The following is a 24,383-nucleotide window of genomic DNA, read 5'->3' on the forward strand; positions in this document are numbered from 1 at the left end:
CGTGTACGCCTCCTCTTCACAGAATCTCTTCAAGCGACTTTCCGCGAAGCCGCGCGACTTCCTCCGGCCGCTTCAGCTGCTTCAGCGCGTCGATGGTCGCGTGCACCATGTTGATGGGGTTGTTGGACCCGAGCGACTTGGTCACGATGTCCTTGATCCCAGCCAACTCGAGCACGGCGCGCACGGGTCCACCGGCGATCACGCCGCTACCTGCGGGAGCTGGCTTGATGAGGACCTTACCTGCGCCAAAGTGGCCGAGCGCCTCGTGCGGAATCGTCGTCTTCCGGATGGGCACCTCGATCAGATGCTTCTTCGCGTCCTCAATGCCCTTGCGAATGGCATCCGGAACCTCCTGCGCCTTGCCGAGGCCCGCGCCCACATGCCCTTGACCGTCGCCCACCACCACGAGCGCCGAGAACGAAAAGCGCCGTCCGCCTTTGACGACCTTCGCCACGCGGTTCACATGGACAACGCGCTCCGTCAACTCCAATTGATTCGGGTCAATGCGCACGTGTACACCTTCCTCCCTGTGGAATTAGAAATCGAGCCCCGCTTCACGCGCGGCGTCTGCAAGCGCCCGTACCCGCCCGTGATAGAGGTATCCGCCGCGATCGAAGACGACTTTCTTGTATCCCTTGGCAAGCGCGCGCTCCGCGATCATGCGGCCGACCTGCCGCGCACCTTCCACATTACCGCCGTTGCCCTCGAAGCCCTTCTCGAGGCTCGACGCAGCCGCGATGGTGTGCCCAATGGTGTCGTCAATGAGCTGCGCGTAGATGTGCTTATTCGACCGGAACACGTTCAGCCGCGGCCGTTCGGGCGTTCCGAAGACCTTGGCCCGAACCCGCACGTGACGCCGTTTGCGCGCTTCGTTGCGGTTTGGCTTCGTAATCACGCTGTTCACTCCTTTGCTCACGCGGCGCAGCCGCCGGCATCACTTCTTACCGGTCTTACCGACCTTGCGCCGCACGTTTTCCCCTTCGTAACGAATGCCCTTGCCTTTGTACGGCTCGGGCGGCCGGATGGACCTGACTTTTGCCGCGTAAATGCCGACGAGCTCCTTGTCGATGCCCCGCACGACGATCTTGTTCTGCGCCGGCACTTCCACCTCGATGCCCTCCACCTGCGGGAGGTCCACCGGGTGAGAGAACCCGACCGACAGCGTCACCTTGTTGCCTTGCTTCGCCGCACGATAACCGACGCCCACCAGCTCCAGGCTCTTCGTGTACCCGTTCGTCACGCCCTCGACCATGTTGGCGATGACGCTGCGGGTCGTGCCGTGCAGCGCGCGGTGCAGCTTCTCATCGGACGGGCGCTCCACGATGACCTGATTATCCTGCACGATGACCTTCATCTCTGGATGCACGTGGCGAGCGAGTTGGCCCTTCGGCCCCTTCACCGTCACTTCCGTGCCGTTGACCGATACCTCGACCCCTGCCGGGATCGGAATCGGCTTGCGACCAATACGAGACATTCCTTGCACCTCCCGTCGTCCCGACTTACCACACGTAACAGATGACCTCGCCGCCGACGCCAAGCTTGCGCGCCTCGCGATCCGTCATGATGCCCTTCGACGTCGAGATAATCGCGATTCCGAGTCCACCGAGCACCCGCGGCAGGTCCTCATGGCCCACGTACACGCGGCGCCCCGGCTTCGAAATGCGCTTCAGGCCGGTGATCACGCGCTCGTTGTTCTTGCCGTACTTCAGGAACAGTCGGATGGTGCCCTGCGGGCCGTCCTGGATGTACTCGGCGTCCCGGATGTAGCCCTCGTTCTTCAAAATCTCCGCGATCGCGCGCTTCATCTTCGAAGCCGGAACCTCAACCTTCTCATGCCGAACGAGGTTCGCGTTGCGGATGCGCGTGAGCATATCTGCAATCGGATCCGTCATCATGCGAGCTCGCCTCCTTCCACTTGCCGATTACCAACTGGCCTTCTTGACGCCCGGCAGCTGTCCCTTGTATGCCAGCTCGCGGAAGCAGATGCGGCACACGCCGAACTTGCGGTACACCGAGTGCGGCCGACCGCAAATGCGGCAGCGCGTGTACGCACGGGTGCTGAACTTCGGCTTCCGCTGCGCCTTGATGATCATCGATTTCTTGGCCACCGTAGGACCTCCCTCTCCATTACTGGCGGAACGGCATTCCCAGCTCGGTCAGAAGCGCACGCGCCTCTTCGTCCGTCTTCGCAGTTGTGACCACGACGACCTCCAGGCCGCGGACCTTGTCGATCTTGTCGTAGTCGATCTCCGGGAAAATCAGTTGCTCGCGCAGGCCCAGCGTGTAGTTGCCGCGGCCGTCAAACGAGCGAGGCGACACGCCGCGGAAGTCGCGAACGCGCGGCAGCGCGAGATTCATGAGCTTATCCAGGAAGTGATACATCCGCTCGCCTCGGAGTGTCACCTTCACGCCAATCGGCATCCCCTGGCGCAGGCGGAAACCCGCAATCGACTTCTTCGCCCGCGTGACCACCGGCTGCTGTCCGGAGATGGCGCGCAGGTCTTCCACCGCCGCGTCGATCACCTTCGGGTTTTGCGTCGCCTCGCCGAGGCCCATGTTGATCACGATCTTCTCAAGCCGAGGAACCTGCAGCGGATTCTTGTAGTTGAACTGCTTCATCAGTGCCGGAACCACCTGGTTCCGGTACTTCTCCAACAAACGAGCCAACGCTGTTCCCTCCTTTCACCTGGCTACTCAGTCAAGGATTTCGCCAGACTTTTTCGCGTACCGGACCTTGCGCCCGTCCTCGAGGAATTTGTATCCCACGCGCGTGGGCTCGCCCGTCTTCGGATCCACAATCATCACGTTCGACACGTGAATGGGGGCCTCTTTCTCCACGATCCCGCCCTCGGGATGCTGTGGATTCGGCTTCGTGTGGCGCTTCACGATGTTCACGCCCTCGACGACCACACGGCCCTCCTTCGGATACACCTTCAGGATTCGCCCCTGCTTCGACTTGTCCTTGCCTGCGATCACGACCACCTTATCGCCGGTCTTCACACGCAGCTTTGGCACGGTCACACCCCCTCCTCGCGGTCTTCCAGTCACAGCACCTCGGGTGCCAATGAGATGATCTTCATGAAGTCGCGATCGCGCAGCTCACGCGCAACCGGACCAAAGATGCGCGTTCCGCGAGGGCTCTTGTCATCGCGGATGATCACAGCCGCGTTCTCGTCAAACCGGATGTACGAGCCATCGCTCCGGCGAATCCCGCGCTTGCTCCGCACGATGACCGCCTTCACCACGTCGCCCTTCTTGACAACGCCCCCGGGTGTTGCACTCTTGACGGACGCCACAATCACGTCGCCGATGTTCGCGTATTTCCGGTTGGAACCGCCGAGCACGCGGAAGCACATGATTTCCTTCGCGCCCGAGTTGTCCGCAACCACGAGCCGCGTTTGCGGTTGAATCATCGCCGTATCCTCCCTTCAGCAGGCAGCTGGATCAGACAATCTCCGCGCGTTCCACAATCTCGACCAAGCGCCAGCGCTTCTCCTTGCTGAGCGGCCGAGTCTCCATAATCCGAACGACGTCGCCGATCTTCGCCTCGTTGTTCTCGTCGTGCGCCTTGAATTTCTTCGTGCGTCGGACCGTTTTGCCGTAGAGCGGGTGCATCACGCGCTCTTCGACCGCCACCACGATGGTCTTATCCATCTTGTCGCTCACGACCTTGCCGACGCGCACCTTGCGCTGATTGCGCTCATTCTCCGCCATGTTCAAGAACCTCCCTTCTCAGCCGATGCCCAACTCGCGTTGGCGCAGGATGGTCTTCGCGCGCGCGATATCCTTGCGAACCTGCCGAATGCGCATGGGATTCTCCAATTGACCCGTAGCGAGTTGGAAGCGGAGGTTGAACAACTCGTCCTTGAGCCCATCGATCCGGGCCTTCAGCTCCTCGTCACTCAGACTCCGAAGCTCAGTTGCCTTCATTCGCGTCACCACCCACTTCTTCACGAGTCACGAACTTGCACTTGATCGGCAGCTTGTGCGCGGCAAGGCGCATCGCTTCGCGCGCAACCTCTTCACTCACGCCGGCCACTTCGAACAACACACGCCCCGGCTTCACAACGGCAACCCACATCTCCGGCGAGCCCTTACCGCTACCCATACGGGTCTCAGCAGGCTTCTTCGTCACAGGCTTGGACGGAAAGATCTTAATCCATACCTTGCCACCGCGGCGCATGTAGCGCGTCATCGCGATACGGGCGGCCTCAATCTGCCGGTTCGTCACCCAGGCGGGCTCAAGCGCCACCAGGCCGTAGTCGCCAAACGCGACCGTCCGTCCGCCCTTCGCGCGTCCCTTCAGGCGACCGCGATGCTCCTTGCGGTACTTCACGCGCTTTGGCATCAACATGGTCCATCAACCTCCTTGAACCGCTTCAGAAGCCGCCTCCGCCTGGGCGTTCTTCCGCTTCGGCAACACTTCTCCCCGGTAAATCCAGACTTTCACGCCGATCCGGCCGTACGTGGTATGTGCCTCCGCGAGCGCGTAGTCGATGTCCGCTCGAAGCGTCTGCAGAGGAACCGTCCCCTCCACGTAGCCTTCCGTGCGGGCAATCTCCGCGCCACCCAACCGGCCCGACACCTGCACGCGGACGCCCTTCGCCCCTGCGCGCATCGACCGCTGAATGGCCTGCTTCATCGCACGGCGAAACGCCACGCGCCGCTCAAGCTGCTGCGCGATGCTCTCCGCCACCAGTTTCGCACACAGGTCCGGCTGCTTGATCTCCGAGATCGAGATGTGGACGCGCTTCCCGGTCAACTTGTTCAACTCGTTGCGCAGGGCGTCGACCTCCTGGCCGCCCTTGCCGATCACCATGCCGGGCTTCGCCGTGTGAATCGTGACGTTGATCCGATTCGCCGCGCGCTCGATCTCGACCGAACCAATGGCCGCATCCTTCAGGCGCTGCATCACGTAGTTCCGGATCTTCAGGTCCTCGTGGAGGAGCTCCTGATAGTCCTTCTTATTGGCGTACCATTTCGCTTCCCAGTCCCGGATGATCCCAATGCGAAGGCCGATTGGGTTTACTTTTTGCCCCATGCAGGCAATCCCTCCTTACCGTTCCGCCAGGACGACGGTGATATGGCTCGTGCGCTTAAAGATGCTGAAGGCACGGCCTTGCGCGCGGGGATGCCAGCGCTTCAGCGTGGGCCCCTCGTCGACGTAGATCTCCTTGATGTAGAGCTTATCCACGTCCATATTGTGATTGTTCTCGGCGTTTGCAATCGCGGAGCGAAGCACTTTCTCCACCAACGGCGACGCGGCTCGCGGCGTGAACTTCAAGATGGCGAGCGCCTCTTGCACGTTCTTCCCGCGCACCAAGTCGACCACCAGGCGAGCCTTCCGCGGTGCGATGCGAAGATAGCGCGCGACCGCGCGAGCCGTCCGCGTTTCCGACTGCGTCGATACCATGACACGACCTCCTCCTTCGGCGCTGGCCACTCAGTGCCAGCGGCCCAGTTTCCTTCATCCGTCAGCGCGAACGCGACGACTTCTCGTCGCCAGCGTGGCCGCGGAATGTGCGGGTCGGGACGAACTCGCCGAGCTTGTGTCCGACCATATCCTCCGTGACGTACACCGGCACGTGCTTCCGACCGTCATGCACAGCGAATGTATGCCCCACAAATTGCGGGAAGATGGTCGAGCGGCGCGACCACGTCTTGATGACCTTCTTCTCGCCCGAGGCGTTCAGCGCCTCGACCTTCTTCATGAGATGGGCGTCACAGAACGGACCCTTCTTCAGAGAACGACCCACTGCGAACGACCTCCCTTCCAAGTCAACGTGACTTTCGAATTACTTCGTGCGGCGGCGCACGATGTACTTGTCTGTCGGATGGTTCTTCTTGCGCGTCTTCTTGCCCAGCGTCGGCTTACCCCAAGGCGACATCGGCGACTTGCGGCCGATCGGCGCCTTGCCTTCGCCACCGCCGTGCGGGTGATCCACCGGGTTCATCGCGGAACCACGAACCGTGGGCCTGCGCCCCAACCAACGGCTGCGCCCGGCCTTGCCAAGCGTGATGTTTTCGTGGTCCAAGTTCCCGACCTGACCGATGGTCGCGCGGCACGACAGAAGAATCTTCCGGACTTCGCCCGACGCGAGACGAACCTGCGCGTAGTCGCCTTCCTTCGCCATCAGCTGGGCGCTCGCACCCGCCGCACGGGCCAGCTGCCCGCCGTGTCCCGGACGAAGCTCAATGTTGTGGATGATGGTACCCACCGGGATGGACCGAAGCGGCAGGGCGTTGCCGACGCGGATGTCGACGTCCTCTCCGCTCATCACCACATCGCCAACCTTGAGTCCATGCGGCGCGATGATGTAGCGCTTCTCCCCATCCAGGTAGTGAAGCAGCGCGATGCGTGCAGACCGGTTCGGATCGTATTCGATCGTGGCCACCTTCGCCGGCACGCCATCCTTGTTGCGCTTGAAATCAATGATGCGGTACATCCGCTTGTGACCGCCCCCGCGATGGCGCACGGTGATGCGGCCCTGGTTGTTTCGGCCCGCCTTCTTCTTCAGCGGGACGAGCAGCGACTTCTCCGGCTTATCCGTCGTGATCTCTTCGAACGTCGAGACCGACATGAAGCGGCGGCCAGGAGAAGTCGGGCGATACTTCTTGATCCCCATCGAGACGACCTCCTTGTCAGTGGACTGCGATCACGACTCGCCGAAGAAGTCGATCGTCTTCGAGCCGGGCTTCAGCTTCACGATGGCCTTCTTCCAATCCGGTGTGCGGCCGACGAACTTCCCGACCCGCTTCTTTTTGCCGCGCACGTTCATCGTGTGGACGGATTCCACCTGAACGTCGAACAGCTTCTCAATCGCCTTACGGATCTCGACCTTGTTGGCGCGGCGATCGACCTCGAACACATACTTGTTTTCTTCCATCAATTCCGTCGAGCGCTCCGTGATAATCGGGCGCTTGATCAAATCGCGCGGATCCATCAGGCGAACACCTCCTCCACCTTCTGAACGGCGTCCTTGGTCAGCACGAGATGGTCGTGACGGAGGAGTTCGTACACGTTGAGACCCGCGGCCTCCATGTACTTCACGTTCGGAATATTGCGCGCCGATAGATAGACCGGCTGCTTCTTCTCACCGTCGATGATGAGCGCCTTCTCCACATTCAGGTTGCGCAGGACGCCCACCATGTCCTTCGTCTTCGGCCGTTCGAACTCAAGCCCTTCCACCACGACGATTTTACCTTCTTGCACCTTCGAAGACAGGGCGCTATACAGCGCAGCGCGCCGCACCTTCTTCGGCACCTTGAACGCATACGAACGCGGCACCGGGCCATGCACGACACCGCCACCCCGCCACTGCGGAGCACGAATGCTGCCCTGGCGCGCCCGACCCGTTCCCTTTTGGCGCCAAGGCTTGCGTCCGCCGCCGGAGACTTCCGCGCGCGTCTTCGTCTTGTGCGTCCCGCGGCGCCGAGCGGCGAGATACTGCAGGACCACGATGTGCATCAAATCCGGCCGAATCGGAGCGCCGAAGATCTTCTCATTCAGCTCGATCTCACCCACCTGCTGGCCGGCCGTGTTCAATACAGCCACTGTCGGCATGTCGTCTTCCTCCCTTCGGTCAGGCTCCTCACTTCTTGGCGGGCTGCTTCACAGCAGACCGAATCGTCACGAACGAATTCCGAGGCCCAGGAACGGAACCCTTGATGAGGATCACGTTCTTTTCCGGATCAACCTTCACAACCTCGAGATTTTGCACGGTCACGCGCTCGCCGCCCATGCGACCGGCCATCGTCTGACCCTTGAACGTGCGGTTCGGCGCGATGGAACCCAGCGAACCCACGCCGCGGTGGTACTTGGAACCGTGCGCCATCGGCCCACGGTGCTGGTTGTGGCGCTTAATGGGGCCTGCAAAACCCTTGCCTTTCGACACACCGGTCACGTCGACCATATCGCCAGGCGCGAAAATGTCCGCCTTCAACTGTTGCCCGACCTCGTACTCCTCCACGTTCACGCCGCGGATTTCGCGGATGTACCGCTTGGGAGCCGTGCCAGCCTTCGCAGCATGACCTATTTCCGGTTTCGTCGCGCGGCTCGCCTTCTTGTCCGCAAAGCCCAGTTGAATGGCCTCATAGCCGTCCTTGTCCAAGACGCGCTTCTGAAGCACGACACACGGGCCCGCCTCGATCACCGTCACCGGCACGACGTCTCCGTCCTCCGTGAAGACCTGCGTCATGCCGAGTTTGCGCCCGAGAATCCCTTTCAAAGCGTGCACCTCCTCGTCACACGTTACAACGCATCCACGCGTTTCACCCTATGGTCAAAGCTTGATCTCAATGTCCACACCCGAAGGCAGATCGAGGCGCATGAGTGCATCCACCGTCTGCGGCGTCGGATTGTGAATGTCGATCAACCGCTTGTGCGTGCGAATCTCAAACTGCTCTCGCGAGTCCTTGTACTTATGGGGAGCGCGAAGAATCGTGTAGAGCTCGCGATCCGTCGGAAGCGGCACAGGTCCAGACACCTTCGCGCCCGAACGTTTCGCCGTTTCGACGATGCGCTCCGCGGATTGATCCAATACCGTGTGATCATACGCCTTCAGGCGGATCCGGATCTTTTGCTTCGCCATATGTTTTCCCTCCTTTGTCGCCCAATTCGTTGGACATACTCAGCGGAAATTCCCCCAGCGGTATCCCATATGGCGCTGGACACATGGGCAACCTTCCGCCTCATCGCCTTCAGAGACCAACGCTCGATATTATACTAGAGGCGCAGTGCACTGACAAGAGTTGTGACAAATCCAGCAGGATCCGATCAAGCGCACCTTGGCGCTCGCCCACAAGCGAGAAGGCGGTCCACTGACCGCCTTCTCGCTCTCACGATGATGGAGTTTCCGCGTTTGGACGTTATTGCAGGATCTTCGTCACGACGCCGGCGCCTACCGTGCGGCCGCCCTCGCGGATCGAGAAGCGCGTGCCCTCCTCGACGGCGATGGGAGCGATGAGCTCCACCGTCATCGACACGTTGTCGCCAGGCATCACCATCTCGGTGCCTTCCGGCAGCTGAACCACGCCCGTGACGTCCGTCGTGCGGAAATAGAACTGCGGCCGATAGCCGTTGAAGAACGGGGTGTGGCGGCCACCTTCTTCCTTCGTCAGGACGTACACCTCAGCCTCAAACTTCGTGTGAGGATTGATGCTGCCCGGCTTGCAGAGCACCTGACCGCGCTCCACGTCCTTGCGCTCCACGCCGCGGAGCAGAGCACCGATGTTGTCACCCGCCTGCGCCTCATCGAGGAGTTTGCGGAACATCTCGATACCCGTCGCAACCGTCTTGCGGCGCTCCTCGCGCAGACCGACGATCTCGACCTCATCGCCAACCTTCAGCGTGCCGCGCTCAACGCGCCCCGTCGCCACGGTACCGCGACCCGTAATGGTGAACACGTCCTCAACCGGCATGAGGAACGGCTTCGACGTGTCGCGCTCCGGCGTCGGGATGTACTCGTCCACCGCATTCATCAGCTCTTCGATCTTCGCAACCCACTGCGGATCGCCCTCGAGGGCCTTCAGCGCGGAGCCGCGAATGACCGGGACATCGTCGCCGGGGAACTCGTACTCGTTGAGAAGCTCGCGAACCTCCATCTCGACGAGATCGAGCAGCTCCTCGTCGTCCACCATGTCGCACTTGTTGAGGAAGACCACGATGTACGGGACACCCACCTGACGAGACAGGAGGATGTGCTCGCGGGTCTGCGGCATCGGGCCATCCGCAGCGGACACGACGAGGATGGCGCCGTCCATCTGCGCAGCACCCGTGATCATGTTCTTCACGTAGTCCGCGTGCCCGGGGCAGTCGACGTGCGCGTAGTGACGCTTGTCCGTCTCGTACTCGACGTGCGCCGTGTTAATGGTGATACCGCGCTCGCGCTCCTCGGGAGCCTTGTCGATGTCCTCGTACCGCTGCGCCTTTGCCTTACCCTTCGCAGCCAACACCGTCGTGATGGCAGCGGTCAACGTCGTCTTACCGTGGTCGACGTGCCCGATGGTGCCAATGTTGACGTGGGGTTTCGTGCGCTCAAATTTCTCCTTAGCCACCAGAGCTCACTCCTTATTCGCCTTTGTTCTTCTTGATAATCCCCTCTGCGACGTTTCGCGGAACCTCGTCGTAGTACGCGAGTTCCATCGAATACGTGCCGCGCCCTTGCGTGCGCGATCGCAGGGAGGTGGAATAACCAAACATCTCAGCCAGAGGCACATACGCCTTGATGACGCTGGCGTTGCCGCGCGTCTCCATGCCTTCCACGCGGCCGCGGCGGGCGTTGATGTCGCCAAGGATATCGCCCATGTACTCCTCCGGGACCGTCACCTCGACACGCATGACGGGCTCGAGCAGGATGGGATCCGCCTTCTCGGCGCCAGCCTTGAGCGCCATGGAGCCGGCGATTTTGAAGGCCATTTCGCTGGAGTCGACCTCGTGGTACGAACCGTCGTACAGCGTGGCCTTGATATCCACCAGCGGGTAACCCGCCAGCACACCGTTCCGCATGGCCTCCTGGATGCCTTCTTCGACAGCGGGGATGTATTCCTTCGGCACCACACCGCCGACGATCTTGTTCTCGAACACGAAGCCCTGCCCGCGCTCGAGCGGCTCCAGGATGATCTTGACGTGGCCGTACTGACCGCGCCCACCCGACTGCCGGACGAAACGCCCCTCTTGTTCGACGCGCTTCGTGATGGTCTCGCGGTACGCCACCTGGGGCTTGCCCACATTGCACTCGACCTTGAACTCGCGCTGCATGCGGTCGACGATGATCTCGAGGTGCAGCTCGCCCATACCCTGGATGATGGTCTGGCCGGTCTCCTGGTCCGTGTAGGTCCGGAAGGTCGGGTCCTCTTCCGCCAGCTTCTGGAGGGCGAGTGCCATCTTGTCCTGGTCGGCCTTGGTCTTCGGCTCGATGGAGACCGAGATCACCGGATCCGGGAAGTCCATGGACTCCAGGATCACGACATTCTTCTCATCACAGAGCGTGTCGCCGGTCGTCGTATCCTTGAGACCCACCGCAGCCGCGATGTCACCCGCGTAGACCTCTTCGATCTCCTCACGGTGATTCGCGTGCATCTGGAGAATGCGGCCAATCCGCTCGCGCTTGCCCTTCGTCGAGTTCAGGACGTACGATCCCGACTGCAGCGTGCCGGAATACACCCGGAAGAAGGCGAGCTTTCCGACGAACGGATCGCTCATGATCTTGAACGCGAGCGCCGCAAACGGCTCGTCGTCGGACGAGTGGCGCTCCACCTCTTGCCCGTCGGGCGTGAACCCCTTGATGGCCGGGATGTCGTTTGGCGCCGGGAGATACTCCACGACAGCGTCCAACATCGGCTGAACGCCCTTGTTGCGATACGACGAACCGCAGAGAACCGGAAAGAGAATACCTTTACAGGTGCCCTCGCGGAGCCCGGCCTTGATCTCGTCGACCGTCAACTCTTCGCCCTCGAGGTACTTCATCATCAGTTCCTCGTTGACTTCGGCGACGGCCTCGATCATCTCGGCGCGCTTCTCCTCCGCCAGCGCCTGCAGCTCGGGCGGAATGTCCGTATTCTCGGCGCGCGTGCCGAGATCGTCCGTGTAGATGATGGCCTTCATCTCGATGAGATCGACCATCCCCTTGAAGGTGTCCTCCGCGCCGATGGGCAGCTGAATCGGGACCGCCTTGGCACCCAGGCGCTTCTTCATCTGTTCCACGCACCCGAGGAAGTCAGCGCCCACAATGTCCATCTTGTTGACGTAGGCGATACGAGGAACGTGGTACTTGTCAGCCTGCCGCCACACCGTCTCGGATTGGGGCTCGACGCCCATTTTGGCGTCGAAGACGGCTACCGCGCCGTCGAGCACGCGCAGAGAGCGTTCCACCTCGACCGTGAAGTCCACGTGGCCTGGCGTGTCGATGATGTTGATGCGGTGCCCCTTCCATTGACAGGTCGTAGCGGCGGACGTGATGGTGATCCCGCGCTCCTGCTCCTGGACCATCCAGTCCATCGTCGCGGCACCTTCGTGCACCTCGCCGATCTTGTGGACGCGGCCAGTGTAAAACAGGATACGCTCGGTCGTGGTCGTCTTACCGGCATCGATGTGAGCGATGATGCCGATATTCCGCGTCTTCTCGAGCGGGAATGCGCGTGCCATCGCGCCGCCTCCCTTCTAACCGTCAGATTACCAGCGATAATGCGCGAACGCCTTGTTGGCTTCCGCCATGCGGTGCGTGTCCTCGCGCTTCCGAACCGCGCCGCCGGTATTGTTGGCGGCATCCATCAGCTCGGCGGCCAGGCGATACTCCATGCCTTTCTCGCTCCGCAGACGGGCGTATTGGACCAACCAGCGGAGACCGAGCGAAATGCGACGCTCCGGTCGCACCTCGACAGGCACCTGGTAGTTCGATCCGCCCACGCGGCGAGCCTTGACCTCCAGCACGGGCATCACATTCCTCAGCGCCGCTTCAAAGACCTCCATCGGGTCCTTGCCCGTGCGCTCCCGAATGATGTCGAACGCCTTGTACACAATGCGCTCAGCGATGCCCTTCTTCCCGTCGACCATCACCTTGTTGATCAGGCGAGCCACCAACTTGTTGTTGTACACGGGATCCGGCAACACGTCACGCTTTGGGACGGGCCCCTTTCTCGGCACACTGCCCCCTCCTTTCCTAGCCAATCGTCAGCACCGAAGCCAATGCTCAAGCAATACGCGGACGAAAGACCGTTACTTCTTCGGCCGCTTCGCCCCGTACTTCGAGCGGCCCTGCATGCGATCCTTCACGCCAGCCGCGTCCAGCGCACCGCGGACGATGTGGTAGCGCACACCAGGCAGGTCCTTGACACGTCCGCCGCGAACGAGCACGACGGAGTGCTCCTGCAAATTGTGCCCGATACCGGGGATGTACGCCGTGACCTCAATCGTGTTGGTCAGGCGGACACGCGCGTACTTCCGCAACGCCGAGTTCGGCTTCTTCGGCGTCATGGTGCCCACACGCGTGCACACGCCGCGCTTCTGCGGAGACGGCAGGTTCGTCAGCTTCTTGGTCTGGCTGTTGTAGCCGAATTGCAGCGCAGGCGCCTTGGACTTCTTCACGACGGCCTTCCGGCCTTTGCGCACCAATTGGTTGATGGTCGGCACCCGTGCACCTCCTCTCAAGTGTTCCGATCCTCGCGGTTGACCCTCTCGCAAGACCACAGACCCTGGTGGTTCATCGGTCCGCAAACAAAAAGCACGCCACAGCGAAGCATCGCTACTCTGCCAGGATGCAGGCGGACGCCGCGCCGACCTCAATGCCGCAAGCCTTCCCGAGTTGCCTCATGGTGTCGACCCATTCAATCGGAACTCCGAGTTTCGACGCCAACTGCACCACAGGTTCCGTCACTCTCGGCTCGGCATCCTTCGCGACATACACGCACACCACACGACCAGACGGTTGCCTCAGCGCCTTTAACGTCTGGTTGGTGCCGACGGTCTTCTTCTTCGCTTGGCGTATGTCGTCAAGGGACACCGCACGATCCTCCTCAATGGAAAACATCGTGCTGACGCACACTAGGGAATTCTATCATCGCGATTTCCGGGCTGTCAACCAAACGCAGGTCGACAGCCCGAATTTCCCAGCGACTTGACCGTCGTCACTCCGCGCTCGACACAGCCTCGGTTTCGGCAACCTCTTCGCCTGTCGCAGCCGCCTCTGCGTCGCCCGGGCGCACGACCTCCGGCTCCACGTTGCGGTACCTCACCATGCCCGTGCCCGCCGGGATCAACTTGCCGATGATCACGTTCTCCTTCAGGCCGAGCAGGCGATCTACCTTGCCCTTGATGGCCGCCTCGGTGAGCACGCGGGTCGTCTCTTGGAATGACGCGGCCGAGAGGAACGAATCCGTCTCAAGCGACGCCTTGGTGATCCCAAGCAGCGCCGGGCGCGCCACCGCAGGCTCCTTGCCCGAGAGAAGTGCCTCCCGGTTGGCGGCTTCGTACTCGAAGAGATCCACGTACGTCCCCGGCAGGAGATCCGTGTCTCCAGCGTCGAGGATGCGAACTTTGCGCAACATCTGCCGGATCATGACCTCGATGTGCTTGTCGTTGATGTCCACGCCCTGCAGGCGGTAAACGCGCTGCACCTCGCGCAGCAGGTAGTTTTGCACGCCCTGCAGGCCCTTGACGCGCAGCATCTCCTTCGGATCGACCGAGCCCTCCGTGAGCTCCTCGCCGGCCTCCAACTGCTGGCCCACGCTCACCCGAATCCGCGACCCGTACGGGATCTGATACGTCTTCGTCTCGCTCTCGCCCGTGAGCTCGATTTCGCGCTTGTCCTTGCCCTCGCGGATGTCGGTGATGACGCCGTCGAACTCCGCGATCACGGCCTGACCTTTCGGGTTGCGCGCCTCAAAGAGTTCCTGCACGCGCGGCAGACCCTGGGTGATGTCGTCACCCGCCACGCCGCCCGTGTGGAACGTGCGCATGGTGAGCTGCGTACCCGGCTCGCCGATGGACTGCGCGGCGATGATGCCGACCGCCTCGCCCACCTCGACCATATCGCCCGTCGCCAAGTTGCGGCCGTAGCAGAGCTGGCACACCCCGTGACGCGTGCGACAGGTCAGGACGGAGCGGATGGTAACCTCTTTGATGCCCGCCGCGACAATCTTGTCCGCGGCTTCCTCGTCGATCATCTCGTTCTTGCCGACGATCTTCTCGCCCGTCTCCGGGTGATACACATCCTGGAACGCGACACGACCTTCGAGGCGATCGCGCAAGTCTTCGATGACCTCGCTGCCATCGCGGATCTCCATGACCCGCAGGCCCTTGTCGGTGCCGCAGTCGTGCTCACGCACAATCGTGTCCTGCGCCACGTCGACGAGGCGGCGCGTGAGATAACCCGAGTCCGCCGTGCGCAGCGCCGTGTCAGCGAGGCCCTTGCGCGCGCCGTGGGTCGAGATGAAGTACTCCAACACCGACAGGCCCTCGCGGAAGTTCGACTTGATGGCCAGCTGGATGATCTCGCCCGACGGGTTCGCCATGAGCCCGCGCATGCCCGCGAGCTGCGTGATCTGCGAGTTCGAACCGCGCGCACCGGAAGTGGCCATCATATAAATGGGATTGAACTGGTCCATGCTCTCCATGAGGATGGACGAGATCTGCTCCTTGGCCTCCGACCAGATCTGGCTGAAGGTCACGTACTGCTCCTCTTCCGTGATGAGACCGCGCCGGTATTGAAGCTTCAGCTTGTGTTCCTTCGCCTCCGCCTCGGCGATGATGCGCTTCTTCTCTTCGGGCACCACGATGTCGCTGATCGAGATGGTGATACCGGCGAGCGTCGAATAGTGGAACCCGAGCCGCTTCACCTTGTCGAGGATCTCGGCCGTCATCGTCGTGCCATAGCGGCGGAAGCATTCGGCCAGAATGTTGCCCAGATCCTTCTTGATGACCGCCTTCGGGATCGGGCGCTTGAGAATCGCCTCGCGGATGTCCACGCCCTTCTCGAAGATGAACGTGTCGTCCGGCGGACCGCCGAGCAGGTTGGACTTCGCCGCAGAGTTCAGATACGGGAAGTCGGACGGGAAGATGCTGTTGAAGATGAGCTTGCCCGGCGTCGTGATCAGGAGCGCATTCGCCTGCTTCTCCGTGAACGACGTCTTGCCGACCGCCTTGGCCGGCAGCGCGATGCGCGTCTGCAGCGTGATGAGCCGCTGATGGAGCGCGTACTCCACCTCAGACACGGACGCAAAGACCTTGCCTTCGCCGGGCGCGCCCTCGCGCTCGATGGTCAAATAGTAGGATCCGAGCACCATGTCCTGCGTCGGCGTCACGACCGGCTTGCCGTCCTTCGGGTTCAGGATGTTGTGCGCGGCAAGCATCAGCAGGCGCGCCTCCGCCTGCGCCTCGGCGGAAAGCGGCACGTGCACGGCCATCTGGTCGCCGTCGAAATCCGCGTTGTACGCCGTGCAGACGAGAGGATGCAGCTTGATGGCGCGCCCTTCGACAAGGACGGGCTCGAACGCCTGAATGCCCAGACGGTGCAGCGTCGGCGCGCGGTTCAACAGCACAGGGTGCTGTTTGATGACGTCCTCGACGACGTCCCACACTTCATCCGACACGCGCTCGACCTTGCGCTTCGCGCTCTTGATGTTGTGCGCGAGCCCGCGCGCCACCAGTTCCTTCATGACGAACGGCTTGAACAACTCAAGCGCCATCTCTTTCGGCAGGCCGCACTGGTACATGCGCAGCTCGGGCCCCACCACGATGACGGATCGGCCGGAGTAGTCGACGCGCTTCCCGAGCAGGTTCTGGCGGAAGCGGCCCTGCTTGCCCTTCAGCATGTGCGACAGGCTCTTGAGCGGCCGATTGCCGGGTCCTGTGACCGGGCGTCCACGCCGGCCGTTGTCGATCAGCGCGTCCACAGCCTCCTGCAACATCCGCTTCTCGTTCTGCACGATGATGTCGGGCGCGCCGAGATCGAGCAGTCGCTTCAGGCGGTTGTTGCGGTTGATGACGCGGCGGTACAGATCGTTCAGGTCGGACGTGGCGAAGCGGCCGCCGTCCAGCTGCACCATGGGACGCAGGTCCGGCGGAATGACCGGCAGCGCCTCGAGGATCATCCAGCTCGGCTTGTTGCCGGACTGACGGAACGCCTCGATGACCTCTAGGCGCTTGATGGCCCGGTTGCGCCGCTGCCCTTGGGCCGTGCGCAGCTCCTCGCGCAGGATCTCAACCTCGCGGTCAAGATCGATCTCCTGCAGGAGCGTGCGGATGGCCTCGGCGCCCATGCCCGCTTTGAACGCGTAGCCGTACTTCTCGCGGTAGGACCGGTACTCCTTCTCCGAGAGCAGCTGCTTTTTCTCGAGCGGCGTATCGCCGGGATCGGTCACGACGTACGACGCGAAGTAGATGACCTCCTCGAGCGCCCGCGGCGACATGTCGAGGATGAGCCCCATGCGGCTCGGGATGCCCTTGAAGAACCAGATGTGCGAGACGGGCGCCGCCAGCTCGATGTGCCCCATGCGCTCGCGGCGCACCTTGGACCGCGTGACCTCAACGCCGCAGCGGTCACACACGACACCCTTGTAGCGGATCCGCTTGTACTTGCCGCAGTGGCACTCCCAGTCCCGCGTCGGGCCGAAGATCTTCTCGCAGAACAGCCCCTCCTTCTCCGGGCGGAGCGTGCGGTAGTTGATGGTCTCCGGCTTCTTCACCTCGCCGTGCGACCAGGAGCGGATCTTTTCCGGCGACGCGAGCCCAATCTTCATGAACTCAAAGTTGTTCAGGTCAAACAACTTGTGCACCCTCCAATCGTCGTGCCTGGGTATCGGTCTCGCACAGGGTCAATCGCCGACCTCGTTGTACTCCAGGTTCAGATTGAGCTTGTCGGGGCTGTCCTCGTCGTCGTCCATCTCCTTCATCTCGATCTCGCGCTCGTCGCCGCTCAAGATCTTCACGTCCATCCCCAGGCTCTGGAGCTCTTTGATGAGCACCTTGAACGACTCCGGCACACCCGGCTCCGGCACGTTCTCGCCCTTGACGATGGCCTCGTACGTCTTGACACGCCCCACCACGTCGTCCGACTTGACCGTGAGGAGCTCCTGCAGCGTGTAGGCCGCGCCGTACGCCTCCAGCGCCCACACCTCCATCTCGCCAAACCGCTGACCGCCGAACTGGGCCTTGCCTCCGAGCGGCTGCTGGGTGACGAGCGAGTACGGACCCGTGGAGCGCGCGTGGATCTTGTCGTCCACCAGGTGGTGCAGCTTCATCATGTACACGTATCCCACGGTGACGCGGTTTTCGAACGGCTCGCCGGTCCGGCCGTCGTACAGCACCTGCTTGCCGTCCTCCGGCAAGCCCGCCTCGCGAAGCGTCTCAAACACGTCCTCCGGCTTGGCGCCGTCAAACACCGGCGTGGCCATTTTCAGCCCCAGCACCTTCGCGGCCATGCCCAGGTGCGTCTCGAGCACCTGACCGATGTTCATACGCGACGGCACGCCGAGCGGATTCAGCACGATCTCGACCGGCGTTCCATCCTCCAGGAACGGCATATCCTCTTCCGGCAGGATGCGCGCCACGACGCCCTTGTTCCCGTGGCGCCCGGCCATCTTGTCGCCCTCCGAGATCTTGCGCTTTTGCGCGACATACACCCGCACCAACTGGTTCACGCCAGCGGGCAGCTCGTCGCCGTTCTCGCGCGTGAACACCTTGACGTCCACGACGATCCCGGCCCCCCCGTGCGGCACGCGCAGCGACGTGTCGCGCACCTCCCGGGCCTTCTCGCCGAAAATCGCGTGCAACAGCCGCTCTTCCGCGGTGAGCTCCGTCACGCCCTTCGGCGTCACCTTGCCGACGAGAATGTCGTTGGTCGTGATCTCCGCGCCGATGCGGATGATCCCGCGCTCGTCGAGGTTTTTGAGCGCATCCTCGCCCACGTTCGGGATGTCGCGCGTGATCTCCTCAGGCCCGAGCTTCGTGTCGCGCGCCTCGATCTCGTATTCCTCAATGTGAATGGACGTGTAGACGTCCTCCTTCACCATCTTCTCCGAGATGAGAATCGCGTCCTCGTAGTTGTAGCCCTCCCAGGTCATGAACGCGACGAGCACGTTCCGGCCGAGCGCCAGCTCGCCGTTTTGCGTCGCCGGCCCGTCCGCGAGAATATCCCCCACTTTGACGCGATCGCCCTCGCGCACAATGGGCCTCTGGTTCAGGCAGGTGTTCTGGTTCGAGCGCGCGAACTTGATGAGCTTGTACTTGTGGACGTTGCCCTTCACGACCTGCCCGTCCACGACGGCTTCCTCGCGCACCCAGATCTCGCGGGCCGTCACGCGCTCCACGACGCCGTTGTGCTTGGAAACCACGCACACGCCGGAGTCCTTCGCCGCCTGGTACTCCATGCCCGTCCCCACGAGCGGCGAATCGGTCACGAGCAGCGGCACCGCCTGGCGCTGCATGTTCGATCCCATGAGCGCGCGGTTCGCGTCGTCGTTCTCGAGGAACGGGATCAGCGCCGTGGCGACCGACACGACCTGCTTCGGCGAGACGTCCATGTAGTCGATGCGATCGCGGCTCACGGTGATCACGTCTTCGCGCGAGCGCACCGTGATCTCCTCGGCCACGAAATGGCCGTCCTCGGTCAGCGGCTCGTTCGCCTGCGCGATGAGGTAGTTCTCCTCCTCATCCGCCGTTAGATAGTCAATCTGATCCGTCACCACGCCCGTCTCTGGATCGACGCGCCGGTACGGCGTCTCGATGAAGCCGTACTCGTTGACGCACGCGTAGGTCGAGAGCGAGTTGATGAGGCCGATGTTCGGCCCTTCCGGCGTCTCGATGGGGCACATGCGGCCGTAGTGCGAGTAGTGCACGTCGCGCACTTCGAAGCCGGCCCGCTCGCGCGTAAGACCGCCTGGCCCGAGCGCCGAGAGGCGCCGCTTATGCGTGAGTTCAGCGAGCGGATTCGTCTGATCCATGAACTGCGAAAGCTGGCTGGACCCAAAGAACTCCTTGATGGCCGCAATCACCGGGCGAATGTTGATCAGGGCCTGAGGCGTGATCGCGCTCGCATCCTGAATGGACATGCGCTCGCGCACCACGCGCTCCATGCGGGAGAGCCCGATGCGGAACTGGTTTTGCAACAGCTCGCCCACCGAGCGGAGGCGCCGGTTGCCCAGGTGATCGATGTCGTCCGTCGTCCCCACGCCGCGCAGGAGGTTGAAGAAGTACGAGACCGCCGCGATGATGTCGGACGGCGTGATGTATTTGACGTCCGCCGGCAGTTCGCCATTGGAGATGACGTGCAGGACCTTTCCGTCCTCCGCCGGGCTGAAAATCTTCACCATCTGCAGCGGGATCTCGTCTTGTTCAAACAAATCCCGCGTGCCGCGGATGGTGAATCGCCCAACCTTGCCAGACAGGCGCGGAATGATCCGATCCAGCGTGCGGCGATCCAGCACCGTCCCGGCTTCGGCGATGATCTCGCCCGTCTCCTCGTCGACGAGCGTCTCCGCCAGCCGCTGGTTCAGCAGGCGGTTCTTGAGATGGAGCTTTTTGTTGATCTTATACCGGCCGACCGCGGCGAGATCGTACCGCTTGGGGTCGAAGAACCGAGACGCAAGCAACGCCCGCGCGTTCTCCACCGTGGGCGGTTCGCCCGGGCGCAGCCGCTCGTAGATCTCGATGAGCGCCCGCTCCGTCGAGTCCGTGGTATCCTTGTCGAGCGTGTTCTGCAGGTACTCGTCCTCGCCTAACAGTTCGATGATCTCGGCGTCGGACGACAATCCCAGCGCCCGGAGCAAGACCGTGATAGGCAGCTTGCGCGTGCGATCGATCCGGACGTACACGACGTCCTTCGCGTCCGTCTCAAACTCGAGCCAAGCGCCGCGGTTCGGAATGACCGTCGCGGCGAACGTGCGTTTGCCATTCTTGTCGATCTTGCTGCTATAATAGACGCTGGGGGAGCGGACGAGCTGGCTCACGATGACGCGCTCCGCGCCGTTGATGATGAAGGTGCCCGTCTCGGTCATGAGCGGGAAGTCGCCGAGAAACACCTCTTGCTCTTTGACCTCGCCCGTCTCCTTGTTGAGCAGGCGAACCTTCACGCGAAGCGGCGCCGCATACGTCACATCGCGCTCCTTGGATTCTTCCACGTCGTACTTGGGCTCGCCGAGGCTGTAGTCCACGAACTCAAGCACAAGGTTCCCGGTGAAGTCCGTGATGGGAGAGATGTCCGCGAACGTCTCGCGCAGGCCCTCCCGCAGGAACCACTCGTACGATTTCTGTTGGATCTCGATGAGGTTTGGGAGATCGAGGACCTCGCGAATGCGCGCGTAGCTGCGGCGCTCCGCCCATCCGTACTTGACCATGTGTCCCTGCAAAACCGTCACCCCTCAAGCGGATTTGTTGGACGATGCGCAAAGGAGGCTTTGCATCAGAGGTCTTCTTGAGCTCGGACGAGCCAAGTCAGACAAAGAGACAAGCGCCGCACACAAAAAGACGCCAGGACGACGCCCGATGAGCGACCGCCTGTTCTGGACTTTTGCGTGCAGCACTTCTCTTTCAACTCGGCATGCTAGACGATGATGGACACGCCAGTCGTATTCACCTATTCCCCAAAATGATGGATTTTATGCGCGAAGAGGAGGCATCCGTCCAAACAACTCAGTTTGCATTGGTTGATGATATCACATGCCGATGCCGCGATCAAGCGAATGATAGCCCTTGAGATCGGGCGGATCTCAGGGCTTGACCATCGCGCCTCCTATGGAGACTCCCGGACCGCGCAGAACACGAAGTAACCCGCCTTTCGATGCGCGACGTCCACCCGCTCGAACAGTTCCCGCAGTTTCACCTCTGTGGATGGCGCCCCGTGCTTCTTCTGAATCACAACCCACAGCTTCCCGCCTGGCTTCAGCGCCCGGCGCGCCTCCTCGTACAGGCGAAACACCGTGGCCTTGCCCGCGCGGATGGGCGGATTGAGAAGGACGTGATCGAATTGGAACTCAAAGTCTGGCGGGATGCCGTCGTGCTGAAGCACCACGGGCTGAGGGACAAGATCGGCCGTATTGCGGCGCGCGAGCTCCACGGCCCGGCGGTTGACGTCGATCATCCACCACTGCACGCCGGGATACACGCGGGCGAGGATGGCCGTCACCGGGCCGTAGCCACAGCCGAGATCGAGCGCGGATGCCGCTCCAGTGAGGTCCACCGATTCAATCAGGCGGCGCGTCCCTTCGTCCAAGCCCGCCTTGCTGAACACGCCGCGGTCTGTCCACAACGCCACCGTGACACCGCGAGCCTGGACCCGGACGACGCGCTCTTCGCTCGGCGCAGAAGGATCGCCCTGAAAGTAATGCTCCACGTCGCCACCTCCGGTAAGCGAAAAGGGTGCCCATCGGGCACCCCTCGACGCTCTGCGTGTTTTACTTGATTTCGACCGAAGCGCCGGCCTCTTCGAGCTTCGCCTTGATGCTCTCGGCCTCTTCCTTCGAGACCTTCTCCTTGATCGGCTTCGGCGCGCCGTCCACGAGTTCCTTCGCTTCCTTCAGGCCGAGGCCCGTGATCTCGCGCACCACCTTGATGACGTTGATCTTCGAAGCGCCTGCGGACGCGAGGATCACGTCGAACTCCGTCTGCTCAGCCTGAGCCGCCTCACCAGCGCCCGGAGCCGCACCCGCAAACGCAACCGGCGCAGCCGCCGTCACGCCGAACTCTTCCTCGATGGCCTTGACCAGCTCGTTCAACTCGAGCACCGTCATGTTTTTCACAGCTTCCAAGATCTCAGCCGTGGTCATCACAAAGCCCTCCTCATCCGATTTTGTCTGCGCGTAAACACGCGACTTTCAACCCCCGACTCCACGTGCGTCCGGTTCACTCGGCCGCTGGAGCCGCCTCGCCGCCCTGCTTTTCGGCCACCTGCGACAACACATACGCCAGGTTGCGCATCGGCGCCTGCAGGACGCTGAGCAACATGGACAAGAGCCCCTCGCGCGACGGCAGCTTCGCGAGCGCTTCAATCTCCTTCGCATCGACGACCTTGCCCTCGACGTATCCGCCCTTCAGCTCGAGCGCCTTGTGTTCGCGCGAGAACTCATGCAGGATCTTCGCCGGCGCGACGGGATCGTCGTAGCTGAAAGCGATGGCCGTCGGCCCCGTCAGAAACGGCTCCAGCCCCTCGATCTCGGCCTGCTCGGCGGCGCGCGTCGTCAGCGTGTTCTTGACGACGGAGTAATCGATCCCGGCCTGGCGCAGGCGCGCGCGCAGCTCGGTGTCCTCCGCCACCGTGAGGCCGCGGTAGTCGGCGAGCACGATGCTCTTGCTGCGGCGCATGCGCTCGGCGACGGACTGCACGATCTGCTCTTTTTCGGCACGGCGAATTGCCAAACGGCCCACCTCCCCGCAAAATGTGACCTTTACACAGCGAAAGGCGCCTCGACGACGCGAGGCGCCCACCAAAGTCGACATGCCTGTTGCACATCGGTGCGGGAAACGCCTCGGCAGGCAACTTTCACTGCCCTAGGAGGGCAGACCTGCTGTCTACGGCCTTTCGCTATGGATGTTATATCATACGAACACGGTTCTGGCCAGATCTCTCCGGCTCACTCGCCGACGGCCGCGCGCTGCGGGTTGACGCGGATGCCAGGCCCCATCGTGGACGACACCGTCACGCCCCGCACATACGTGCCTTTTGCGGCTGGCGGCTTCGCCTTGACGAGCGCGCTCATCAGCGCACGGAAATTCTCGACAAGCTGCTCCTTCTCGAACGACGCCTTGCCAATCGGGCAGTGGATGATACCCGCCTTATCCAGTCGGTACTCGACCTTACCGGACTTGATCTCGTTCACCGCGCGCGCGACGTCGAACGTCACCGTCCCGGTCTTCGGGTTCGGCATCAAGCCACGGGGACCGAGGATGCGGCCCAGACGTCCGACCGCCGGCATCATGTCCGGGGTCGCCACGGCGACGTCAAAGTCGAGCCAGCCCTGGGAGATCTTCTGAATCAGGTCTTCGTCACCGACGAAGTCCGCGCCCGCCTCCTGAGCCTCGCGCGCCTTCTCGCCCTTGGCGAACACGAGGACCCGGGGCGTCTTACCCGTGCCGTGCGGCAGCACGACCGCGCCGCGGACCTGCTGATCCTGCTTTTTCGGATCCACGCCGAGCCGGACCGCAACCTCCACCGTCTCGTCAAACTTCGCGGTGGCGGTCTTCTTCACGAGGTCCATCGCCTCTTCGACGTCGTACAATTTATTGCGATCCACGAGCTTGTGAAGCTCCTGGAGACGTTTGCTGAGCTTTGCCATGTCACTCACCTCCGCGTGGTAATCGGTTGTTCAAACCTCCCACGGGCTCCCGCTTGCCGTCAGTCGACAACCGTGATGCCCATGCTGCGGGCCGTGCCTTCGACCATCCGCATGGCGGCCTCGATCGACGCAGCATTCAAATCCTGCATCTTCTGTTCGGCGATCTCGCGAACTTGCGCTCGCGTGACCTTGCCCACCTTGACGCGATTCGGCTCCGCCGAACCCGTCTCGATGCCAGCCGCCTTCTTGAGCAACACGGAAGCCGGCGGGGTCTTCAATTCAAACGTGTACGAGCGGTCCTCATACACGTAGATGACGACCGGAATGATCAAACCGACCTGATCGGCCGTGCGCGCATTGAACTCCTTGCAGAAGCCCATGATGTTGCCCACTTGCGCTTGGCCGAGCGCAGGACCTACCGGCGGCGCAGGCGTTGCCTTTCCGGCTGGAATTTGCAACTTCACAACCTTGACGACCTTCTTCGGCAACACAGCCACCTCCTTCACTCGAGATGTGGTGTTCGGGGTTTGCCCTCCCACAGGAAACCATCTATGCGAGCCCGGCAAAAGCTGGGCTACAGAAAGCTGGCGACATCATGTCGGCCAGCTCGCTGCCTGAAA

At 62.3% G+C, this 24,383-nt stretch carries 31 protein-coding genes; all 31 read right to left on the reverse strand.

Translation table 11 applies throughout. The features are described 5' to 3' along the window. Window positions 1–16: 16 nt before the first annotated feature. Entirely contained in the window at window positions 17–511 is a 495-nt protein-coding gene (gene rpsE, locus AACI_RS13360; protein ID WP_008339760.1) for a 30S ribosomal protein S5, read from the reverse strand. A gap of 24 nt (window positions 512–535) precedes the next feature. Further along, window positions 536–895 carry a 50S ribosomal protein L18 gene (rplR, locus tag AACI_RS13365; protein ID WP_008339761.1) on the reverse strand — a complete coding sequence of 120 codons (360 nt, stop codon included), beginning with the start codon at window positions 893–895 and terminating at the stop codon, window positions 536–538. A gap of 39 nt (window positions 896–934) precedes the next feature. Beyond that, window positions 935–1,474 carry a 50S ribosomal protein L6 gene (gene rplF, locus AACI_RS13370; RefSeq protein ID WP_012811924.1) on the reverse strand — a complete coding sequence of 180 codons (540 nt, stop codon included), beginning with the start codon at window positions 1,472–1,474 and terminating at the stop codon, window positions 935–937. Window positions 1,475–1,499: 25 nt separating this feature from the next. Further along, window positions 1,500–1,895 carry a 30S ribosomal protein S8 gene (gene rpsH, locus AACI_RS13375; RefSeq protein ID WP_008339765.1) on the reverse strand — a complete coding sequence of 132 codons (396 nt, stop codon included), beginning with the start codon at window positions 1,893–1,895 and terminating at the stop codon, window positions 1,500–1,502. 27 nt (window positions 1,896–1,922) lie between these two features. Continuing rightward, complete coding sequence (locus AACI_RS13380) at window positions 1,923–2,108, reverse strand: type Z 30S ribosomal protein S14 (RefSeq protein WP_008339767.1); 186 nt, start codon at window positions 2,106–2,108, stop codon at window positions 1,923–1,925. Window positions 2,109–2,127: 19 nt separating this feature from the next. After that, window positions 2,128–2,667 carry a 50S ribosomal protein L5 gene (gene rplE, locus AACI_RS13385; RefSeq protein WP_012811925.1) on the reverse strand — a complete coding sequence of 180 codons (540 nt, stop codon included), beginning with the start codon at window positions 2,665–2,667 and terminating at the stop codon, window positions 2,128–2,130. Between the two features lie 27 nt (window positions 2,668–2,694). Continuing rightward, a complete protein-coding gene (gene rplX / locus AACI_RS13390) occupies window positions 2,695–3,006 on the reverse strand; it encodes a 50S ribosomal protein L24 (protein ID WP_035469237.1) in 312 nt (103 codons plus the stop codon). A 38-nt stretch (window positions 3,007–3,044) separates the two neighbouring features. After that, window positions 3,045–3,413: a 50S ribosomal protein L14 gene (gene rplN / locus AACI_RS13395; RefSeq protein WP_008339772.1), complete on the reverse strand. Its 369-nt coding sequence runs from the start codon at window positions 3,411–3,413 to the stop codon at window positions 3,045–3,047. A 31-nt stretch (window positions 3,414–3,444) separates the two neighbouring features. After that, on the reverse strand, window positions 3,445–3,714 hold the full coding sequence (gene rpsQ, locus AACI_RS13400) for a 30S ribosomal protein S17 (RefSeq protein WP_012811926.1): 270 nt from the start codon (window positions 3,712–3,714) through the stop codon (window positions 3,445–3,447). 18 nt (window positions 3,715–3,732) lie between these two features. Continuing rightward, complete coding sequence (rpmC, locus tag AACI_RS13405) at window positions 3,733–3,930, reverse strand: 50S ribosomal protein L29 (protein ID WP_008339776.1); 198 nt, start codon at window positions 3,928–3,930, stop codon at window positions 3,733–3,735. Then, window positions 3,917–4,354, reverse strand: a complete 438-nt coding sequence (rplP, locus tag AACI_RS13410; RefSeq protein WP_008339779.1) for a 50S ribosomal protein L16 — start codon at window positions 4,352–4,354, stop codon at window positions 3,917–3,919. The genes rpmC and rplP overlap by 14 nt, the downstream gene beginning before the upstream one ends. 6 nt (window positions 4,355–4,360) lie before the next feature. Beyond that, window positions 4,361–5,041, reverse strand: coding sequence for a 30S ribosomal protein S3 (gene rpsC / locus AACI_RS13415; protein WP_012811927.1), 681 nt, complete (start codon window positions 5,039–5,041; stop codon window positions 4,361–4,363). A 15-nt stretch (window positions 5,042–5,056) separates the two neighbouring features. Then, window positions 5,057–5,413: a 50S ribosomal protein L22 gene (rplV, locus tag AACI_RS13420; protein WP_012811928.1), complete on the reverse strand. Its 357-nt coding sequence runs from the start codon at window positions 5,411–5,413 to the stop codon at window positions 5,057–5,059. 61 nt (window positions 5,414–5,474) lie between these two features. Next, window positions 5,475–5,756, reverse strand: coding sequence for a 30S ribosomal protein S19 (rpsS, locus tag AACI_RS13425; RefSeq protein ID WP_008339784.1), 282 nt, complete (start codon window positions 5,754–5,756; stop codon window positions 5,475–5,477). Window positions 5,757–5,795: 39 nt separating this feature from the next. Further along, window positions 5,796–6,626 carry a 50S ribosomal protein L2 gene (gene rplB / locus AACI_RS13430; protein ID WP_012811929.1) on the reverse strand — a complete coding sequence of 277 codons (831 nt, stop codon included), beginning with the start codon at window positions 6,624–6,626 and terminating at the stop codon, window positions 5,796–5,798. Between the two features lie 30 nt (window positions 6,627–6,656). Then, the gene (gene rplW, locus AACI_RS13435) at window positions 6,657–6,944 is read right to left on the reverse strand and encodes a 50S ribosomal protein L23 (protein WP_012811930.1); all 288 of its coding nucleotides are present in this window, start codon (window positions 6,942–6,944) and stop codon (window positions 6,657–6,659) included. Further along, window positions 6,944–7,564, reverse strand: a complete 621-nt coding sequence (gene rplD, locus AACI_RS13440; protein ID WP_012811931.1) for a 50S ribosomal protein L4 — start codon at window positions 7,562–7,564, stop codon at window positions 6,944–6,946. The genes rplW and rplD overlap by 1 nt, the downstream gene beginning before the upstream one ends. 28 nt (window positions 7,565–7,592) lie before the next feature. After that, a complete protein-coding gene (gene rplC, locus AACI_RS13445) occupies window positions 7,593–8,228 on the reverse strand; it encodes a 50S ribosomal protein L3 (protein ID WP_012811932.1) in 636 nt (211 codons plus the stop codon). Between the two features lie 54 nt (window positions 8,229–8,282). Continuing rightward, a complete protein-coding gene (rpsJ, locus tag AACI_RS13450) occupies window positions 8,283–8,591 on the reverse strand; it encodes a 30S ribosomal protein S10 (RefSeq protein ID WP_008339792.1) in 309 nt (102 codons plus the stop codon). 277 nt (window positions 8,592–8,868) lie between these two features. Beyond that, the gene (tuf, locus tag AACI_RS13455; RefSeq protein ID WP_012811933.1) at window positions 8,869–10,056 is read right to left on the reverse strand and encodes an elongation factor Tu; all 1,188 of its coding nucleotides are present in this window, start codon (window positions 10,054–10,056) and stop codon (window positions 8,869–8,871) included. Between the two features lie 13 nt (window positions 10,057–10,069). Next, entirely contained in the window at window positions 10,070–12,145 is a 2,076-nt protein-coding gene (gene fusA, locus AACI_RS13460; RefSeq protein WP_012811934.1) for an elongation factor G, read from the reverse strand. 27 nt (window positions 12,146–12,172) lie between these two features. Continuing rightward, a complete protein-coding gene (gene rpsG, locus AACI_RS13465; protein WP_012811935.1) occupies window positions 12,173–12,643 on the reverse strand; it encodes a 30S ribosomal protein S7 in 471 nt (156 codons plus the stop codon). A gap of 72 nt (window positions 12,644–12,715) precedes the next feature. Next, entirely contained in the window at window positions 12,716–13,129 is a 414-nt protein-coding gene (gene rpsL, locus AACI_RS13470; protein WP_008339808.1) for a 30S ribosomal protein S12, read from the reverse strand. A gap of 112 nt (window positions 13,130–13,241) precedes the next feature. Next, a complete protein-coding gene (locus AACI_RS13475) occupies window positions 13,242–13,499 on the reverse strand; it encodes a ribosomal L7Ae/L30e/S12e/Gadd45 family protein (RefSeq protein ID WP_008339811.1) in 258 nt (85 codons plus the stop codon). Window positions 13,500–13,623: 124 nt separating this feature from the next. Next, window positions 13,624–17,262 carry a DNA-directed RNA polymerase subunit beta' gene (gene rpoC, locus AACI_RS13480; RefSeq protein ID WP_012811936.1) on the reverse strand — a complete coding sequence of 1,213 codons (3,639 nt, stop codon included), beginning with the start codon at window positions 17,260–17,262 and terminating at the stop codon, window positions 13,624–13,626. Window positions 17,263–17,310: 48 nt separating this feature from the next. Beyond that, window positions 17,311–20,829: a DNA-directed RNA polymerase subunit beta gene (rpoB, locus tag AACI_RS13485; RefSeq protein ID WP_394295660.1), complete on the reverse strand. Its 3,519-nt coding sequence runs from the start codon at window positions 20,827–20,829 to the stop codon at window positions 17,311–17,313. Between the two features lie 395 nt (window positions 20,830–21,224). Then, the gene (locus tag AACI_RS13490; RefSeq protein WP_012811938.1) at window positions 21,225–21,824 is read right to left on the reverse strand and encodes a class I SAM-dependent methyltransferase; all 600 of its coding nucleotides are present in this window, start codon (window positions 21,822–21,824) and stop codon (window positions 21,225–21,227) included. A gap of 61 nt (window positions 21,825–21,885) precedes the next feature. Continuing rightward, window positions 21,886–22,260: a 50S ribosomal protein L7/L12 gene (gene rplL, locus AACI_RS13495; protein WP_218917088.1), complete on the reverse strand. Its 375-nt coding sequence runs from the start codon at window positions 22,258–22,260 to the stop codon at window positions 21,886–21,888. A 73-nt stretch (window positions 22,261–22,333) separates the two neighbouring features. Beyond that, window positions 22,334–22,846: a 50S ribosomal protein L10 gene (rplJ, locus tag AACI_RS13500; RefSeq protein ID WP_012811940.1), complete on the reverse strand. Its 513-nt coding sequence runs from the start codon at window positions 22,844–22,846 to the stop codon at window positions 22,334–22,336. A gap of 215 nt (window positions 22,847–23,061) precedes the next feature. Next, the gene (rplA, locus tag AACI_RS13505; protein ID WP_012811941.1) at window positions 23,062–23,763 is read right to left on the reverse strand and encodes a 50S ribosomal protein L1; all 702 of its coding nucleotides are present in this window, start codon (window positions 23,761–23,763) and stop codon (window positions 23,062–23,064) included. Between the two features lie 59 nt (window positions 23,764–23,822). Beyond that, window positions 23,823–24,251, reverse strand: a complete 429-nt coding sequence (gene rplK / locus AACI_RS13510) for a 50S ribosomal protein L11 (RefSeq protein ID WP_035469244.1) — start codon at window positions 24,249–24,251, stop codon at window positions 23,823–23,825. Between the last annotated feature and the right edge of the window lie 132 nt (window positions 24,252–24,383).

Origin of the sequence: Alicyclobacillus acidocaldarius subsp. acidocaldarius DSM 446, from assembly GCF_000024285.1 — a bacterium.
In the GTDB taxonomy this organism is placed as follows: Bacteria; Bacillota; Bacilli; order Alicyclobacillales; family Alicyclobacillaceae; genus Alicyclobacillus; species Alicyclobacillus acidocaldarius.